The organism is Paenibacillus konkukensis (assembly GCF_023523925.1).
Classification (GTDB): Bacteria; Bacillota; Bacilli; order Paenibacillales; family NBRC-103111; genus Paenibacillus_S; species Paenibacillus_S doosanensis.
The window spans coordinates 1,482,679-1,499,659 of the sequence record NZ_CP027059.1; the positions used below are offsets into that span (position 1 = coordinate 1,482,679).

Annotated in this window: 17 protein-coding genes; 6 read left to right on the forward strand and 11 right to left on the reverse strand. The window is 51.5% G+C overall.

Annotated features, from left to right (window positions below; translation table 11 throughout):
- Nucleotide 1: 1 nt before the first annotated feature.
- Genes gerPC through SK3146_RS06590 form a run of 3 tightly spaced genes read right to left on the reverse strand, consistent with a single transcriptional unit; the run spans nucleotide 2 to nucleotide 1,134 of the window.
- A complete protein-coding gene (gene gerPC, locus SK3146_RS06580) occupies nucleotides 2-667 on the reverse strand; it encodes a spore germination protein GerPC (RefSeq protein WP_249864333.1) in 666 nt (221 codons plus the stop codon).
- An 18-nt stretch (nucleotides 668-685) separates the two neighbouring features.
- Nucleotides 686-883 (reverse strand): spore germination protein GerPB, encoded by a 198-nt coding sequence (locus SK3146_RS06585; protein WP_249864334.1) that lies wholly within the window; start codon nucleotides 881-883, stop codon nucleotides 686-688.
- A complete protein-coding gene (locus SK3146_RS06590; protein ID WP_249864335.1) occupies nucleotides 880-1,134 on the reverse strand; it encodes a spore germination protein in 255 nt (84 codons plus the stop codon). The genes SK3146_RS06585 and SK3146_RS06590 overlap by 4 nt, the downstream gene beginning before the upstream one ends.
- A 193-nt stretch (nucleotides 1,135-1,327) precedes the next feature.
- On the opposite strand from SK3146_RS06590, the gene SK3146_RS06595 reads away from it, so the two are divergent.
- From SK3146_RS06595 to SK3146_RS06605, 3 genes are all read left to right on the forward strand, one after another.
- A complete protein-coding gene (locus SK3146_RS06595) occupies nucleotides 1,328-1,570 on the forward strand; it encodes a hypothetical protein (RefSeq protein WP_310944679.1) in 243 nt (80 codons plus the stop codon).
- Between the two features lie 222 nt (nucleotides 1,571-1,792).
- Nucleotides 1,793-3,550, forward strand: a complete 1,758-nt coding sequence (locus SK3146_RS06600; RefSeq protein ID WP_249864336.1) for an ABC transporter ATP-binding protein — start codon at nucleotides 1,793-1,795, stop codon at nucleotides 3,548-3,550.
- Nucleotides 3,531-5,354 carry an ABC transporter ATP-binding protein gene (locus tag SK3146_RS06605; RefSeq protein WP_434006861.1) on the forward strand — a complete coding sequence of 608 codons (1,824 nt, stop codon included), beginning with the start codon at nucleotides 3,531-3,533 and terminating at the stop codon, nucleotides 5,352-5,354. Before SK3146_RS06600 ends, SK3146_RS06605 begins: the two co-directional genes overlap by 20 nt.
- A 343-nt stretch (nucleotides 5,355-5,697) precedes the next feature.
- Here the strand turns inward: SK3146_RS06605 and SK3146_RS06610 are convergent, their stop codons facing one another.
- From SK3146_RS06610 to SK3146_RS06620, 3 genes are all read right to left on the reverse strand, one after another.
- Nucleotides 5,698-7,395, reverse strand: coding sequence for an alpha/beta fold hydrolase (locus SK3146_RS06610; protein ID WP_249864337.1), 1,698 nt, complete (start codon nucleotides 7,393-7,395; stop codon nucleotides 5,698-5,700).
- A 161-nt stretch (nucleotides 7,396-7,556) separates the two neighbouring features.
- Nucleotides 7,557-8,129 carry a YdcF family protein gene (locus SK3146_RS06615; RefSeq protein ID WP_249864338.1) on the reverse strand — a complete coding sequence of 191 codons (573 nt, stop codon included), beginning with the start codon at nucleotides 8,127-8,129 and terminating at the stop codon, nucleotides 7,557-7,559.
- A gap of 27 nt (nucleotides 8,130-8,156) precedes the next feature.
- Nucleotides 8,157-8,765, reverse strand: coding sequence for a zinc dependent phospholipase C family protein (locus SK3146_RS06620; protein WP_249864339.1), 609 nt, complete (start codon nucleotides 8,763-8,765; stop codon nucleotides 8,157-8,159).
- Between the two features lie 488 nt (nucleotides 8,766-9,253).
- Here SK3146_RS06620 and SK3146_RS06625 point away from each other — a divergent pair, with 488 nt between their 5' ends.
- The 3 genes from SK3146_RS06625 (at nucleotide 9,254) to SK3146_RS06635 (ending at nucleotide 11,810) form a co-directional block, all read left to right on the forward strand.
- Nucleotides 9,254-9,703: a hypothetical protein gene (locus SK3146_RS06625; RefSeq protein ID WP_249864340.1), complete on the forward strand. Its 450-nt coding sequence runs from the start codon at nucleotides 9,254-9,256 to the stop codon at nucleotides 9,701-9,703.
- Nucleotides 9,704-9,784: 81 nt separating this feature from the next.
- Nucleotides 9,785-11,086, forward strand: coding sequence for an IS1380 family transposase (locus SK3146_RS06630; RefSeq protein ID WP_024982794.1), 1,302 nt, complete (start codon nucleotides 9,785-9,787; stop codon nucleotides 11,084-11,086).
- Nucleotides 11,087-11,378: 292 nt separating this feature from the next.
- Complete coding sequence (locus tag SK3146_RS06635; RefSeq protein WP_434006862.1) at nucleotides 11,379-11,810, forward strand: phosphotransferase; 432 nt, start codon at nucleotides 11,379-11,381, stop codon at nucleotides 11,808-11,810.
- Nucleotides 11,811-11,888: 78 nt separating this feature from the next.
- Here the strand turns inward: SK3146_RS06635 and SK3146_RS06640 are convergent, their stop codons facing one another.
- The 5 genes from SK3146_RS06640 to SK3146_RS06660 all read right to left on the reverse strand — a co-directional run bounded on the left by SK3146_RS06640 (nucleotide 11,889) and on the right by SK3146_RS06660 (nucleotide 16,851).
- Nucleotides 11,889-12,689, reverse strand: a complete 801-nt coding sequence (locus SK3146_RS06640; RefSeq protein ID WP_349655213.1) for an ExeA family protein — start codon at nucleotides 12,687-12,689, stop codon at nucleotides 11,889-11,891.
- Nucleotides 12,682-14,037, reverse strand: coding sequence for a DDE-type integrase/transposase/recombinase (locus SK3146_RS06645; protein WP_249860729.1), 1,356 nt, complete (start codon nucleotides 14,035-14,037; stop codon nucleotides 12,682-12,684). Before SK3146_RS06645 ends, SK3146_RS06640 begins: the two co-directional genes overlap by 8 nt.
- Nucleotides 14,038-14,074: 37 nt before the next feature.
- Entirely contained in the window at nucleotides 14,075-14,725 is a 651-nt protein-coding gene (locus SK3146_RS06650; protein WP_349655214.1) for a DUF6431 domain-containing protein, read from the reverse strand.
- A gap of 551 nt (nucleotides 14,726-15,276) precedes the next feature.
- Nucleotides 15,277-15,681, reverse strand: coding sequence for a hypothetical protein (locus SK3146_RS06655; protein WP_249864341.1), 405 nt, complete (start codon nucleotides 15,679-15,681; stop codon nucleotides 15,277-15,279).
- Nucleotides 15,682-16,368: 687 nt separating this feature from the next.
- Entirely contained in the window at nucleotides 16,369-16,851 is a 483-nt protein-coding gene (locus tag SK3146_RS06660) for a GNAT family N-acetyltransferase (protein ID WP_249864342.1), read from the reverse strand.
- Between the last annotated feature and the right edge of the window lie 130 nt (nucleotides 16,852-16,981).

The following is a 16,981-nucleotide window of genomic DNA, read 5'->3' on the forward strand; positions in this document are numbered from 1 at the left end:
CTCAGTTCCAGTCCCCCTTTTTGGGCAAATTTTGAATAAACGCCTCAAATGTCTTCTCTATATCCCGTTTCACTTCTTCGATAATCGCTTCCTGTACGTTTTCGGATGAATCCGGGTATTTGCTCAAATAATAGCGGATACGTTTGTCGATTTGCTTGCGGACGTCCTCGACAATAAATTTGCGGTAAGGCTCATCGAGCGGATAACGGTATTGACGTTCAATCGATTGAAGAACCCTGTACGCATCGGAGTTTAAATAATCGCCGACCTGCTCTTGGATGTCCTGAAACATTTGCTCGTTTTGCGGCTCCGCCTGATCCGGCGTTTGCAGCGTCTGCCCGACGGTGAATTCATCGATGGACGAATCGTCCTTGCCGGGATTCGGATTCAGTCCGATGTTGAGCGTCCCTTCCAGTTTCTCCACTTTGAACAGATCGAAACGGTATTCGTTGCGGATCACGGGGGGCTGCGCGGGTTTGCTTTTCAATTCCTTGATTTCCTTATCCATCTCTTGAATTTTAGCGTTCATTTGCTCGATTTGCTGGCTCTGAACATTCAAGCATTCTTGAATCTGCTGCATATAACGCATCAAATCCGGGTTCAAGTAGTACATATCATTCAACCTTTCCCGCAATAATCGCTTGGAGACCGCCTCTCGATCGAGCATAATTAACGATGCTTATAGCTATATTCTCGGTTCCGACAAAGGGATAAAAGGAATCGGTCCCGCGGCGGGCGCGGGCCCGGTGAAGCCTCCCGTATTGTAGAGATGGGAGACAGGCTTGATAATGCCCGCGCTGCCGATTTGCAGCACCGATGAATTTGAGATCGCATCCACTTTGAACGTATGGATGACGATATGTTGCTGAATGAAGAAATTCATTTCCTTTTATCCTCCTCCCGGACCCCTTGATCTGACTGGCGGCGGCTGACATTCAGCTGCTCGAATGCTTCGGAACCGTACACATTGATGACGCTGGGCAAGTTGTTGATATTCAACGTATCGCCGGAATTGAACGATCCTCCTCCGGCATATGTTTTACTATAGGTGGTGGGAGCGATGGTTCCGACGTCGCCTACATTAAACACACCGTTGACAGCATTGACGTTGATAGCACCCACAATGGCCGGCATACACGACATCCTTTTGGACCTTTAGAGGAACGCAGCGCTCCTTCTCTCGCGGAGTACGCCCGTTCCCTGCAAGGGCGGTAAAAGTGATTCGGACAGCAGGGCAGCCTGGCCTGATCCCCGGTATAACGTCCTTAATGTATTTTATGACTCAGGTTTCCATGTATTCATCCATTTGCAAAGGAGAGAACGAACAATGAAGATGACCGTGAACAATAAATGCATTCATGTAGGAAATATCAAAGTCGGCGGGGTCGGCAGCGCGTCCGTCTTTCTGATCGGAGATGCCGAAGTCATAACAAGCACCTCCTATTTCGACACGCCCGCCGATTCTCTCGTATACAGCCCGAATATTCCCCTTTATCCGTTAAATCTGAACCCGGCCCGGGAAACGGAACTAACGAAGAATAGCCGTAAAAAGGAGATAATGGAAGAATGATGGGGATTCTATTCTTATTCTCCGGCTATCGCGGGAAAAACAACTGCTGGCGTAGGCTGAACGCAGATGAAATATTTAGGTTGCCGAAGTATAATTGAACAATACGTCTACCGATGAAGCTCGCGGGCATCATTTTCAACCGCTTGACGCTTTGCCGCTTTACCGGGAAGAACGATCTGCAGCGGCTCATCGGGGCGAACAAACTAACAGGATGTGGAGTTATTGAAAGATCGGCGATTGCTATCGGATTATGTCAAAGCTCACTGGTATTTTTACGTGCTGGCCCTTCTGTTCATCAGCATTGCAAACATCACACAGTCCTACTATCCCAAAGTACTCGGGGACTTCACCGATCAGCTGCAATCGGACGGCATTACAGTGGCGGTCATCGAAGATTACAGCTTGATGCTGCTGGCTATCGGGCTGATCTACGGAATTTTGGTCGGAGTAGGCCAATACACGGTCATGCGGCTCGGACGACGCTTTGAATTTTTCACGCGCAGGCGCCTGTTTCGCCATTTCACCGCGCTCAGCGAAAACTATTACTCCAAAAACGGAATCGGGCGGCTGCTCAGCTATGTCATGAACGATGTTACAAGCGTCAGGGAATCGATCTCGATCGGCTTCAACCAAACGACGAACGCCGTCATCCTGCTTGTGTCCGTTATCGTGATGATGGCGCTGAGCGACATTCCGCTGTACTTGATCGGGACCTGTATTATCCCCTTGCTCGCCATTCCGGTCGTCGTCGTCTATTTCGGACCGGCCATTCGCAATCGATCGATGAAGGTTCAAGAATCTTTGGCCAAAATGACCGAATCGGCGGAAGAACAGTTCGGAGGAATCCGGGTCACGAAAAAGTTTGCGGTTGAGAGCATCATGAGGAACCGGTTCGGCCAGACGGTCGACGCGATCATTGAAAACCAGCTGCGGCTCGTAAGAATGTCGTCGTTGTTTCAGGCGGTGCTGCCGTTTCTCGGAGCGTTGTCGCTGATCGTCTCGATCTTGTTCGGCGGTTATTTGACCATTCAGCATCAAATTTCTTTGGGAAATTTCGTCTCATTGACCTTGTACTTGCGTATGATGGTTAACCCGCTGCAACAAATTGGCAACGTTATCAACACGATGCAGCGGTCGCGCGCCTCTCTGGAGAGAATTAACAACCTGCTTGCCGTGCAGGCCGATATTCAGGAAAATCCGCAGGCCAAGCCGCTGCAGCTGCAATCGGCAGGCATCCGCATCAAAGGTTTAACGTTTGCATACCCGGATTCGTCCAAGGCGGCGCTGCGCGATATTGATCTGACAATTGCTCCCGGGAAAACCGTCGGCATTATCGGCAAAACCGGCAGCGGCAAAACGACGCTGGTGAAGCTCTTGCTGCGGATTTACGATCCGCCCGCAGGAACGATCCAGATCGGGAATGAGGATATCCGCACGATTACGCTGGAAAGCTTGCGCAGCGATATCGCTTACGTGCCGCAGGACGGCTTCTTGTTCAGCACGACGATTCGCGACAATATCGCCTTCCATCAGCGGGATACCGCCTTCGAGCATGTAGCCAAAGCATCCAAGCAGGCGCAAATTTACGATAATATTATGGAGTTCCCCGACCAGTTCGAAACGAAGCTCGGGGAGCGCGGCGTCACTTTGTCCGGAGGACAGAGACAGCGGACCAGCCTGGCCCGCGGCTTCATTAAGAACGCGCCGATTCTGATCCTGGACGACAGCGTAAGCGCGGTAGATGCCGTAACCGAAACCAAAATTATCGAAAACCTGCGGCTGAACCGCAAAAATAAAACGACGATTATTATCGCGCATCGCATTAGCGCCATTAAGCATGCCGATGAGATTATCGTCATGGATGAGGGAACGATCGTGCAGCGAGGAACTCACCATCAGCTGATGGCCGAGGACGGGATTTACGCGAAGCTCTATTCCATCCAGGAGGAGGGAACCCGTTATGCCGAAGGAAATCGGTAATATGAAGCCGCAGGACGAGATCAGCAGCGCCTATAACGTCAGCAAGGAAGATCGGCGGGCCGCCTTCCGCGCAACGCTCGCTTACGCGAAGCCGCATCGCTGGAAGTTCCTGATCATCTTCTGCTGTACGATGCTCGTCATCGCCGCCGATTTGCTGCAGCCTTACCTGGTGAAAATCGCTATCGACAACAACCTGCTGATCGGGAAAAACGATTTCAGCATGCTGCTTCTCATCTGCGGCGTCTATCTGGCGCTCTCCGTTATCAGCTTGGTGTTCACTTACGTGCAGAACAATCTGCTGCAGTATACGGGCCAGAGCATCGTCGGCCGCATCCGCAAAGAGCTGTTCGAGCATATAAGCAAGCTGTCGATGCCATTCTTCGACCGGTTCCAGAGCGGCTCGCTGGTAACGCATGTATCCAGCGATACGGAGTCGCTGAACCAGTTTTTTACGCAGGTGTTCTTGAGCCTGATCCGCGACGGGATGACCCTTGTCTTCATCATCCTGATGATGTTCCATCTCGATCCGGTGCTGGCGGGCTACAGCATGATTCTGCTCCCTATCATTGCCGGCATCGCTATCGGCTTTCGCTCGTACATGCGCAAGACGTATCAGATTACGCGCACCCAGCTGTCGCGCCTGATCGCCTTCATCGCGGAAAATTTGGCGGGGATGAATCTGATCCAGGCGTTCCACCAGGAGAAAGAGCAGGAGAAGCGGTTCACGGACCAGAACACCCGGTATTACCGGGCCAACCTGCGGGAAATCCGCACTAACGTGCTGTTTAACCGCTCCTTCGACATTTTGGGCAACTTGTCCGTCGCCTTCCTGACTTGGATCGGCGGGCTCGCCGTATTTCATCATACGATCGAATTCGGGGTGCTGTACGCTTTTATTACGTACATTCGGCAGTTTTTCCAGCCGATCAACTCCATCACCCAGCAGTGGAATACGCTGCAGTCGACGACGGTGTCGATGGATCGGCTGCACCGGATTTTCTCCATTCAGCCGGACATTCAAGATTCGGAGACGCCGGCCAAGATCGACCTTGCCGAGGTGAAGGGATGCATCGACTATAATCACGTGCAATTCGGGTATCAAGACGGCATTCCGGTCATCCAGGATCTCGATCTGCATATTAGGCCGGGCGAAATGATCGGCATTGTCGGAACGACCGGCGCAGGCAAAAGCTCGCTGATGAGCCTTCTGTGCCGCTTCTACGACGTCAAGCAGGGCAGCATCCAGATCGACGGCACGGATATCCGCGATATTCCGCAGCATACGCTGCACCGGATGATCGGCCTCGTGCAGCAGGAGCCGTTCCTCTATTCCGGCACTATCGTCGACAACGTCCGCTTATTCGACGAATCGATCACGCGCGAGCAGGTCATCGAGGCTTGTACGTTCGTCGGCGCGGACTCGCTGATCAAGCGGTTGAAGGACGGCTACGATACGAAGCTGTCCGAGCGCGGCAGCGGGCTGTCCGCCGGGGAGCGGCAGCTGATCTCCTTCGCCCGCATCGTCGTCTTCCAGCCGAAAATTCTTATACTCGACGAGGCGACGGCCAATCTCGATTCGCAGACCGAGCAGCTCGTTCAATCCGCGCTGCAGGTCGTATCGGCGGGCCGCACGACGCTCGTCATCGCCCACCGGCTGTCGACGATCATGCAGGCCGACCGCATTATCGTGATGCGTCAAGGGCAGATCGTGGAGCAGGGCAATCATACGCAGCTGCTGGAGAAGCAAGGCTACTACAATCAGCTGTACAAACATTCACAGGGCAAAATGGCGGCGGGCACCTAGTGCGGGTGTCTGGCGCCGGCCGCCGGTTCGCGTTATGTCGGTTCGAGCTGTGCACGATGGCTTGCCCCTAGTAAGAGGCGGCTTATCATACGCAGGGTGAAGCCGTGAGAAAAAGGCAGAACGTTAACGAGATTAACTCGTTATACGTTCTGCCTTTTTCATTGGATACGGCCGTTTTTGAAGCCGGCCTTGGAGCAGGATGTTACGATTGGAACCTATGAAGCGGAGCACATTCTTGCATTAAGGCCGCCGCTGCGGCCGTTCCAGCTCCATCTTGACGATTCCCGGCCGCTTCCGCTTTATCAGCCCATTACTGGCAGAGCGTTCTCGCCCGGCATATCCCTTACACCCGCCCGTTCCAAGCCTCGGTTATAAAATCGACGATCGGCTGCGGCTGCTCCAGGCTGTGCGGATGATGCCCTCCGCCGGGCTTGACGATCAGCGTCGTCTTGCCTCCGAGCTCCAACATCCTGTACGCCATCAGCGCCGCGTTCTCTTCCATCGGCACTTCGACGTCTTGGTCGCCCGAGATGAGCAAAATCGGGATGCCCGCTTCTGCGATCAGCCGGAGGCGATCCAGCGGATTGCCGTCAAACTGCGGAGCGGTTTGCTCCGTCAGGCCGTAGACGGCCAGGCAATCCTCCCATTCGGCCGCCGAGCCGGGGCCTTGGCCCAATCCGCCGGGCCAGCTGCGGATGTCCAGCACCGGCGCGTCCAGATAGAGCGCCAGCACCCGCTCGGGATGCGCGGCGGCATAATGGACCGCGTACAGCCCGCCGCGGCTGAACCCGAACAGCGCCGCCTGCGGCGCCAGCGCGAACCGCTCCCGCACCTGCTCGCGGAAGCGCTCCATCCGCTCGACGGCTCCCGGACAGCCGTACATATGGCTGAGGCGGCAGTATGCGATATGCCAGCCCTGCGCGAGCAGCGCCCTGTCGGCGTAATCGAAGGCGCCGAAAAACTCCGTCCGCCAGATCCACGGGCGGCCGGCGGCCGGAACATGCGGAGCGATCACAATCGCTTCCCGCCCATGGACCGTGAAATCGGTCCGTGGGTAGCCGCTCCACTCCGACACCTTCGTATCGGTCATGCGATGGTACTCCGCAGCCAGCGCCACGATCCGCCGCTGCAGCTCCTCGCCCTGCTTCATCGCCTCGGCCAGCGGCAGAGCGTCGGCGGCCTTATTCGGATTCGTATGACCGACATGCTCCTTCCAGGCCGCCCCCAGCAGACGATGCCGCCGCAACGTGAGCGCGAACCATTCGGGCAGCTCAGCATCCGCAAGCAGCGCATGCTCCGGCATGCGTTCCAGCGTAATGTTGAACAGTCTGCCGAGCAGCGTCTTCGCGATCACCCAATGACCGCGAGGGTTCGGATGAATGCCGTCTCCGGACGAATACTCCGGATCTTGCTCCCTCATCTTCTTCATATCCCGGAGCAGCGGATCGCGGATGTTCACGACCGCATCGGCCTCCTCCCCCAGCGACAAACACCATTCGGCATACCGCTTCAGCACGTCGTCATAGGAAGCGTACGGCTGCTTCCAGCTGTACGACGGCAGGTGTTGCGGCATCTCCCCCTCATCCGATGAACCGCTTACAACTTCCCCCCGTACGGACCGGACATCGAACGGAGGCGGCGTCATCACAATCGCCTGCGCCCCGCTTCCGCGAATTTGCGCGATCAACCGGCTCATCCCGTCCTTGTAAGCGGCAAACCGCTCCTCCGAGAACGGATGATAGATGCCGTCGTTCATCCCGTAGCATACGACGACCCAATCAGGCCGGCTTGCCTGAAGCGCCGCTTCGAGCCGCTCGTGCACGCAAGGCCGCGGAAACGGATGATCCGGCTCACTCAGACCCGAAGCCGTCTCGCTGCTGACGCCAAGATTGATCAGCCGCACATCCCGATCCGGCATATGCTCGGAGAAATAGGCGTGCATCAAGGCGATATACCGCCCGTTATCGGTGATACTGTCCCCTAAGAAAGCGACGGTTAAAGAACGCGGAACGTCCGCATTCCGTTGAAACATGGTCCCCATTCGGCATCCTCCCCTAGATGGCTTTTCCCGTATTATACCATGTTTAACGTGAACAATAACCATTTTCTTGAAGCGCGGCAGCAAGCTGCCTCCCGTATGGGATTTTGCACAGAAGCCGCTTGCCGGATGGATGGAGTTGCGGATAGGCACCGATCTTTTCGCTAAACTTCATCCCTATGCGAGCTCGCCCAGTTCTGGATTTGACGTCCAAAGTAGGCGCCGATCTTCTCCACTTCCTTCAGGGTACGGCGTATCCCTTCCTCAGACAGAAACCAGTTGTCCCTGCCGATTCCCAAGGAGTCTCTGACAGGCGCGATAAAAAACTCCGTTTCTTGCGGAAACGCCGTTTGGTAAGTTAACAGCGCCCGCCGGGAATGCCATGACTTGCAGACCATAATCACTTTTCCGTGGCGGATTCCCGCTTGCCGCAGCACCTCCAGCGAATAACGCGCATTCTGAAACGTATTCTGCGCCCGATCCTCTTTTAGAATAGCCGCTTCCGGCACCCCGTGCGCCATGCCGACATCCCGCAGAAACTCCCATTCCGTCGTTTCCAAACGCGGGTTCGCTCCGCCCGAAGGCAAAATATACGGCGCTAAACCGTGCCTATACATGGCCGAGGCTTTTTCCATCGATTGGGGATAGCTTCCTCCGGGAACTACAATCACATCGGCCGGGGCCAACCCCGTCTCGACGAAAATAAAATCGGTTATGCAATCGTATGGGGATGGCATCGCTTAAACACTCCTTTTTCACATTCGCTATGGCAGGTTCGGTTTTACATATAATAGTCCTTTATCTACGGATGTCTCGATATAGCCGATGATTTGATCCCATGTAAAAACATTCAGGTTTTCATGAATGGCTTCCTTATCGTACTCCATATCGCCCAATACATAAGGAATTAATTGCGCCACATCCGCAGCCTTCACCTCTTGCAAATCCGGGACGGCAGGAAGATTCCCGAACATGGTTCTCAGTTCATCCATACAGCCGTAGTATTCCAGCAGTTTTCCATTCAGCAATCGAAAATCGTTATGATATAAACGATATAGATCCGGATTCGCCTCCATTCTGTTCTTCAACCACGGAAGATTAAATCCTCTCAGCCATAAATCATCAGCGATTAAATGCGTATAATAGCCGAGAATATACAAGTCCTTTTTCTGCCGGCCGTATTGCTCCAGAAATCCTGCATAGTCGATGCTTCTGGAATAGTCCCGCAGCTCGCCTCGAAAGAAATGAGACAGCTCCTTGGGCGAGACCGCGTCGGGAGCAATCCCTCCGAGCAAAAATAACGGTTTATCTGCTATCGACAAATAGCCTGCTATTTTATTAGCGATGATCAGATGCATGATTCTTGAACCCACAGTGTCTCATCTCCTTTTTGCATTAGACTTTACGACATTATTCCATATAATTGAAATAAAACCAATGAATTAAGGATGATAAGTAACTGATATGATTGGATGATTGGAATCGAAGTAAAAAAACACAACACGAGGTTAGTCCTGTTCAAATACACCATTCATATCCAAATCATTCTTACTTAAAATATAGATCAAATCATCCAGTACCCTTACTTCCCGAAGCAATCTGCCGATTTTTTGTAAGGACTATGCCCTTCCACAGCCGATTGAAAGATTCGCTGCACAATCGAAGCGGTATTCTCGTCTGCTCTCTCCGCTTTGCTCGTCATTTCGAACTTGGACAACGATAAATCGCAGTTCGAGTTCGCTGCAAAATATTCCGTGTGATTTTTTTGACAATTCCAGTAAGCGTTAAAAAGTACTTTACATCCAACGGTAAAAGAAATAATCTTTATTTCAATGAATCCAAGTATTTAAGGAGGTAACGAATGACAAAAGAATTTGAAAATTACAATAAAGTGGTTATGGAAAAAAAAATCAAAACACTAGAACTGAGTGCTTACTTAGAAAATGGGTTGTATACTTTTGATAAAGACCTTAGAACTGTTTTTAATACAGCAAAAACCAATCACCCTATGATTAATCATCTAAAAAATACACAAAAAGAGGATCAACTTTCACTAGTAGTTGAAGATTCGGGGCCGAAGTATTTCAATGGGAGCATCTTATGGTTTTGTATTAATGGCGATGTCAGGATTTTCTCGGATGATAAAATACTTGTCATTTGTACCAATAAAGAAAGTTATCAACGGAAAATAGCAAACTATACTTATTTTTCATCTTTCTTTCGTATTCCTGCATACATCAATCAAGATCCCAAACACAATATATTAACGGAAGCATTCATTAACCTGAATTTCGAAAGTACTGCGCATTAAAAACATAAAAAGGGCTCCAAATCTTTGGTAGAATGGTGTTTGTCCAGGACAACATCACCCAAAGAGAGGAGCACCTTTTAGGTGAAGTCTACCACACCGGTCAGCAAAATCAAGAGCGAATTTTCGCTGCAGAACGCCACGAGTTTCGGCGGCGTCAAAATCTTTTTGGCCTATCTCGAAAAAATCAAGCTCGCCGAGGCCATGCAGCGCCTTTCCGGCGGCAAAGCGCACAACGCCATTTTTCCTGTTCATCGCATCCTGCTCTATCTAATGGTTGGCTGGATGCTGGGCTGCGGGCGTATTTTTCATTTCCGCAAGTTACAGCACGATGTGTTGCTTTGTCGTTTTCTGGGAGGCCGTCTGCCGCATCACAGTTTGCTGTACAAGGAGCTCGCGCGTCTGGGCAGATCCTGCCCGCAGCTCCCGACGGAACTGCGCAAGCTGAATATGGAAATCATTCATCTCTGCTTGCCGTCCAAGCCAATCCTTGATCTGGACTCCTCGGTGGAGACGGTATACGGGGAGCAGGCCGGCGCGGCCAAAGGCACCAATCCGCATAAGCCCGGACGAAACAGCTACCATCCGTTGCTGGCTTTTGAAGGGCAAACCCACTTGAATCTGAATGCGAGGCTTCGCCCCGGCAACACGCATTCTTCAACCGACGCAATCGACTTTTTGCAGCAAACCTTCGCACTGCTCGGCGAGCGCCAAGTGGCGTACGCCCGGTTCGACAAAGGCTTTGGCGGCGAGGATTTCTACCAACTGTGGGAAGGCCGCAAGATCGGTTACGTCGGCAAAATGAAATGGACCAAACGCCTCGCAAGCGACGTGGCGGCTTGTCGCTACTGGACGCGCTATGTCGACGAGGACTGGATCATCGAGGGCATCACTTTGATTTACAAAGCTACGTCCTGGAAAAAGCCCCGTCGCGTAGCGGTCATTCGTAAGACGCAAGTCTGCGAAGACGGTCAAGGCCGCATCGTATTCGACGAGGACTGGCAGTATGAAGCGATTGTAACCAACCTGGAGTGGGAACCAATTGACCTATGGCGCTTTTACAACCAGCGTTGCTGCATGGAAAATTACATCAAAGAGGCGAAAGACGGTTTTTCCATGGACCGGATCGCGACCAGTGATTTTGAAGCGAATGAAGTCGATCTGCTGATCAAGTTGCTGGCCTACAATTTGTTCGAACGCTTTAAGCGCGATTGTTGCGAACCGATGCATCAGGGTTATACGATTGCAAGATTCCGACTGGAGTTCTTTCATTGCGCGGCGACGCTTGTTCGGCATAGTCGCGCGGTCGTGCTCAAGCTGATCAAGGATTTCGACGGTCGTCATGCATGGAAACGAATCGAAGCCAAAGTGGTTCAATTGGAGTGACGGCTTCCAACATTTCACATGGAAAACAACAATGCCCCTTTTCTGGGGAGGGGGGAGTTATCCCCATGTGGATATTGGTTTCAAAATTTCGCTGGTCCCACTCCCACTTATTCACAGTTGTTGATCCGCTCCTGGATGATCGCCACCGCATTCTTATGCGCTTTCGAAATTCAGGATTAATTTTAAAAATATAACGGATAACGATGAAACATTCATTTTAAAAACAATATATGATGATTATCGTAGTTATTTCAATTATCTAACTCTTCATTCAACGATTGATTATCAAACTTTGAATAGCTTATTAGATACAAGTTCTCATGCGATTCATATCCATCAATTTGAAAAAATAATAGAACAAGTTACCCCGGAATTGTTTTCTCTGAATTTGCCGTTTATCGACTTACATGGCGATTTGTGGTCTGATAACATTCTTTTAAACGATGAAGCAGGAGAGAAAACTTTATGGTATATCGACTGGGAGACTGCAGGTAAATATGTTTTCTTCTACGATTTGTTCAAGTTTATGTGGAACGAATTGGACGTACATCATAACTATTCCTATTGCAAGAGGTATATCGCAGGGGAATTTGACGAAGAGTTCAGGGGTCTTTTTGCTATTTTTAATCTAAAGTTTCAGCCAAAATTTAGACAATCTTATTTTTGTCTCTTTTTCCTAAATTCTATTCTCAATGATACAGATAATGTTACTGCTAACGCATAATGTCCGACAGTTGACGGCGTAAGTTTTCCTGCTGGTGACGGTCAATCTGTCCGCGTGAGATACAAAAGGAAGGGAGAATTATGACAATTCTCCCTGGATGACGCGCTTCACCATATGATCGTCGATGATCCGATGTTTGTTCTGTGCCCCGTAGATCAGAGCGTGTGTACATACTTTGTTAATCAACCGGGCAGCGCCACTTGAGAAGCGGTAAATGTCGTCGATTGCGCCGTCGGTAAAGATATCATGCTCTGCTCCGGCGAACGCCAGATGGCGGCGAATATAATCACCGGTCTGTGCACGATCATAGTGCGGCAGCTTGCACTGCAGATCGATGCGCTGACGAATGGCGGCATATGCCTGCAAATGTAGACGATCCCACAGTTCGCTTTGGCCGACAAGGATGAGCGCCATGGGGCTTTGTGCATCCATCTTGAAATTGAGCAGGAAGCGGACTTCCTCCAACATCTCGCGATCCAGCAGATGCGCCTCGTCAACGACAACGACCGGTTGCAGCCTGTGAATGCCCCGCATGAGCTCGATCTCGCGATGCAACTGCCGCTTGGCGTCGCCGCGGTAGAACTTCGACTCGCAGCCGAGCTGTTCAAGTAGCCCCTTGTAGAAGTGCCGCGGCGTCAGCTTGGAGTCCGACAAATAGAGTACCTTGTAGCTTGCTGGATCGAGCACTTCGGTGAACCGACGGATTGTCGTCGTCTTGCCTGTACCGCAATCGCCGGTGACGACGGCGAACCACTGACGCTGGGCGGCGTATTCAAGACGCCCGAGTGTTTCGTCGAGAATCACCGACTCATACAGTTCACCGGTCGGCACATCTCGAGAGAATGGTGACCGGGGGAGGCTGTAGAAGGACTCAAACATGGCCATCATCCTCCTTGTTCACCCGCCGATAGGCTACAGCCGGAGCCTGCTGCGCTTTGCGGTCGCGGCTCCGTTCTTCCGCCGCCGTGAGTAGCCTTGACGTATCTGCCGGTACGGGGTCTAAATGCTCCGGTCGCGGCGGCCGCTTGCCAGCACGTTCGCCGATGACAAGCTCACGCACGCGCCACGGCGCATGACCTTCATACTCGATCGTGAGCTCCGAGATATCTGCCGGATCGAAGACTACATCCACCGTACAGCCCATGAACGGCAAACCCACCTCGTACTTGCGGTCCATGAAGCTGATACAGCCGGACTTGTCGACCTTGCGCGTTTCGCAGTGCAAGAAGGCATTCGTGAGCACATCCGGATCGACAAACCGAAGAGGCTTTTTGTCACTTCGATAGGCGGTTTCCGGGCTGATCTTATTCTCCAGTGCGGAATGTGGCTTGTTCTGGTAGCACTCCGACAGCCAGACCTGGAACAGTTCATTGAGCCGCTGCAGCGTCTTGGGTTTCTCCAGCGCCGCTTCGCTCAAGAACGCGTCGACCACGCGATTGAATCGTTCGACCTTGCCTGTAGCCTCCGGAGAGTAGGGCTTCGCAAATAGCAGGCGGACGCCAAGCTTAGAGCAGGTGCGAGTCATCCATTTGGTTCTGTATTGCTTGCCATTGTCGAAGTAAACCGCCTCGGGCACGCCAAACTTCCCGATGGACTGGCGAAAGCAATCCTCCACGATGCTCTTGTCCATCACCGGATAGAACTCGCCGTGAAGCACGAGCCGCGTTGCGTCGTCAATGAACGTCACGAGAAACACTTGCTTCATAGCGCCGCCGGGGCCGATGGGCAAGTACGGGCCATACTTCAAGTCCGAGTGCCACAGCCGATTGCGATGCCGCTGCTGGAAACGCCGAGCGGCAATACCGGATTCGGCGTACATGCGCATGTGGCGCGTACTATACCCTCGCGCCGCCAATCGCTCTTGCAGCGTGCTGCGTTTGATCTCGCCGGGCTGGATGCGACCTTCCCATTCCAGAATCTGAATGAGCTGTGCAACACTTCGGCCAGGTACCTCCCGTCGCAGCAGAATGGCCTGCTCAAGCACTTCTGGTAGAATGGTCGCTTCCGCCGGTTGGCGCCCTTTGCCCTTGGGTTGTAAACCGCTGAAACCTTCCTGGCGATACTTCGCCAAGTAGCGTCGCAGTGTCCGCTCAGAGAGCCCGGTCTGTTCACAGATCCTCTGCTTGATCTCTCTAGCTCTAGCAGGGTCAAGCCCCTCAGCGAGCAGCGGCGACAACAGCTGTACGCGTTCCGATGCAATCGCTTCGGCTTTCTTCTGATCTTTCATCTATTCAACACCTCGCTTGGTAGACTTCGAGATGAGTCTACCGCAAGGCAGGGGTGGACAAACATGCAGAACGGGTATGTAGCCACAAATTTGAATTGGCCACGGGGCGGACAATTCGAGCCAGCCAGCCGGAGGCATCCCCGACAACGTGTCCGATGGGGTGATGTGCAGACTGTGAGGGTACGGACGTTTTCTCTACAGGGTCTTGGTGAAAGCGAATGGCGATGGACTTCAAACATCCGAGCAAGTACACGGTTTGCTCCCGAAACCAAATCTTCCAGCGCCGCAGGGTAGCATCATCTGCTGCCACTGTGGAGGGTACCTCCGACTCTGAAACGACTTGTTCCACGCATGCCGATTCGTACCGCTTGTACGGTACAACACAATCCGGAAGCTCGTGGTGAATCTTCCGGCACCCCTTGCAACGCAACCGGCGAATGACAAGCAGGCGGCAATCCCCGCCCTCATCCACTAATTTCCGTTTCCGGCTGCCAATGACGCTAAGCGCTTCTCCACAGCAGGGAGATGGGACCACTTCTGCACATCTAACGAAAAACGCTGGGTGACTTCTCATCCAGCTCATACTTTGATACAATGACCATGTTGGGTAGGGGATGCATCCCGTGAGCCTGTTGCAGCAGGCCCACATACATGGGGGCATCCTTTTCCTTTTCTGTGATACGGTCATTATATTCAGCAACTCGCGGACAGGCAATCCCGTCAGCAATTGGACGTTATCTTTCAGCAGCAACAAGATAATATTGCGTTTAAATACAAAAGCCAGGAAATCATTGACTTTGAACGTAAAGTTTTACCGTTAATGACTTAATGAGGTTTCCATACTTTAAATGTACAGGCGTTTAACAATACATAAAAAAGGGCTTGATTTGCGTCGCCGGCTGGTCGAGCTTGTTGAAACTACTTTATCTGGCGACGATGGACGGCTGTGCAAGTGGGCGGGACGCGTACAGAATTGGAGGCAGATCTTGCTTCAGCTTACTGTATTTTATCCGGAGCGCGTAGGCTTATTCGCGCTCCGGCTCCGCCTATCAGGCCCGCCTCCTCCGCCTTAGCGAACTAGCTGTAGTATGTCCAACTTTTCTCAATTTCAAAGGTTCCATCTTCTATTTTACAGACCCAAACCCGCTATAATATTTATACCTTCGAGAAGACCATATCTGCTCTTCATACGAGCTAGTCGGGTCAAAATCAAGGTCATTTAAGACAACTATACCGCCATTACTCATCCAATACCCTTACTTCGTGAAATGCACATTCATGTTGGAATGCATCGATATTTTGGGGTTCTACATGAGCATAAAAATCACCGAGAACTGTAGAATCGGGTACGCAAAGGAATACTCCTCTCCGGATTGAAGCTGTTTCGATAAGCAAATCCTGTAATTCCGTAAATGACGCTGCAATGAATCCTTCTTTCTGAATTTTAGACATAAAGTTATAAACTAACAGGCGTGGCTCTTTCTTTCCTGTCGGATGGTAATCTCCGAAATACTTTGGAACAATATCCAGGTCACTTAACAACCAGACGATATTTTTCTGATGATGAGTAAGCAATCGCACAATACCTAGTATTTCATCGCTATTGTCATTAGGACAGTTGGATTCTATTGTATAGAAGTTCATTCCCATCCTCCTCCAAAAACACTAAATTGCTCCCCTAACATGAATTTTAATTTATACTGTCATTTACAAATAAAATGAATTTATAAATACAAGAACTATCATTTGATATTATTAACTCATTTGTCTGACTTAATGTTATTACCTCTATCCCTTTCTGACTTGGGTCTGCTAGACGGAGAGGAATTTATACTTGTTCACAAGTTCCTGAATCGCATGCTAACTCCAAAATATACGGGTGGTACAGGCCATATGGGTGGCACAGGCCATACGGGCGGTACAGGCCATACAGGTGGTACAGGCGGTACAGGTGGTACGGGAGGTACGGGCGGGAAGTGAGCCGAACCTCTCCAGAGATCTCCGGCCACAGCAAAATTGTGATGATTCTCAAGCATCTCAGACTGCATGATCTACACAATTCCTTTCCGATGAGAGGTGGATTGCCAGTTGGTTCACTATATGCCCGAGTCCACCGGAAAGTTAATCGCCTGCATCTTCTATAGATCGCTGGATCAAACGAGCCCTGACGACAGGCTCAGAGAAAAATAGCCGCTGAAGAGGCCACGGCCAACCAACACCTTAAACCGTGAATTTGACCAGACGGAAGCCAAGCGTTGTGTAGTCAGCGACCTGACGTATGTGAAAATAAGTCCCGAACCGCCCCATCCTCTCTCCTAACCCCAGGCACACTCAACCCCCCCGCACATAATAAACAAGCGTCGCCCGCTCATTTAACGCTTTCTGCACGCCGGTCCTGCGAAAGCCCATCTTCTCATACAAGTAGCAGTTGCGTTCTTCCTCCGCTATCGTTGCCAGCTCCCAAGAGGCGGCTTGAGGGAACATGTCGAAGATGCCGGCGATGCTTTGCTGAGCAATGCCTTGGCCTTGATATTGCGGGTGGAGAAACATCGGACTGATCCAGAAGCGCAGCCCGTCTTCTTTCCAATAAACACAGATGGCTCCGGCAAGCTTCCGGTCGGCCATAATTTTGTAGAAACCGCCGCTAGGATTCGCGATCCTCCTGATCACTCGTTCGATGGTTTCGTTCGCGGGATTGGTTGCGAAGTCCCGGTACTTGGCCAGCAGCGGCAGAAACGCTTCGATCTGCATGTCGAAGATCGCTTCCGCATCCGATACAACCGCTTTTTTGAGGCTTATGTTTACGCTGCTCATTCCCGCACCACTCCCCAATATTGGTAAATATAGATATAAACACAATATTGAATATACGTTCCCCTGTAAAGAGGAATTTTTCAGGATACAGAAAAATCCCCCTTAAGCCCAATGCTATAAGGGGGATTAT

Bases quoted from the DNA above. Each gene is read 5' to 3' on its own strand.
- SK3146_RS06625 (WP_249864340.1), top strand. From the start codon at position 9,254: ATGACAAAAGAATTTGAAAATTACAATAAAGTGGTTATGGAAAAAAAA.
- SK3146_RS06640 (WP_349655213.1), bottom strand. From the start codon at position 12,689: ATGTTTGAGTCCTTCTACAGCCTCCCCCGGTCACCATTCTCTCGAGAT.
- SK3146_RS06595 (WP_310944679.1), top strand. From the start codon at position 1,328: ATGAAGATGACCGTGAACAATAAATGCATTCATGTAGGAAATATCAAA.
- SK3146_RS06650 (WP_349655214.1), bottom strand. From the start codon at position 14,725: ATGACCGTATCACAGAAAAGGAAAAGGATGCCCCCATGTATGTGGGCC.
- gerPC (WP_249864333.1), bottom strand. From the start codon at position 667: ATGCTCGATCGAGAGGCGGTCTCCAAGCGATTATTGCGGGAAAGGTTG.
- SK3146_RS06655 (WP_249864341.1), bottom strand. From the start codon at position 15,681: ATGAACTTCTATACAATAGAATCCAACTGTCCTAATGACAATAGCGAT.
- SK3146_RS06645 (WP_249860729.1), bottom strand. From the start codon at position 14,037: ATGAAAGATCAGAAGAAAGCCGAAGCGATTGCATCGGAACGCGTACAG.
- SK3146_RS06585 (WP_249864334.1), bottom strand. From the start codon at position 883: ATGAATTTCTTCATTCAGCAACATATCGTCATCCATACGTTCAAAGTG.
- SK3146_RS06615 (WP_249864338.1), bottom strand. From the start codon at position 8,129: ATGCCATCCCCATACGATTGCATAACCGATTTTATTTTCGTCGAGACG.
- SK3146_RS06660 (WP_249864342.1), bottom strand. From the start codon at position 16,851: ATGAGCAGCGTAAACATAAGCCTCAAAAAAGCGGTTGTATCGGATGCG.
- SK3146_RS06610 (WP_249864337.1), bottom strand. From the start codon at position 7,395: ATGGGGACCATGTTTCAACGGAATGCGGACGTTCCGCGTTCTTTAACC.
- SK3146_RS06590 (WP_249864335.1), bottom strand. From the start codon at position 1,134: ATGCCGGCCATTGTGGGTGCTATCAACGTCAATGCTGTCAACGGTGTG.
- SK3146_RS06605 (WP_434006861.1), top strand. From the start codon at position 3,531: ATGCCGAAGGAAATCGGTAATATGAAGCCGCAGGACGAGATCAGCAGC.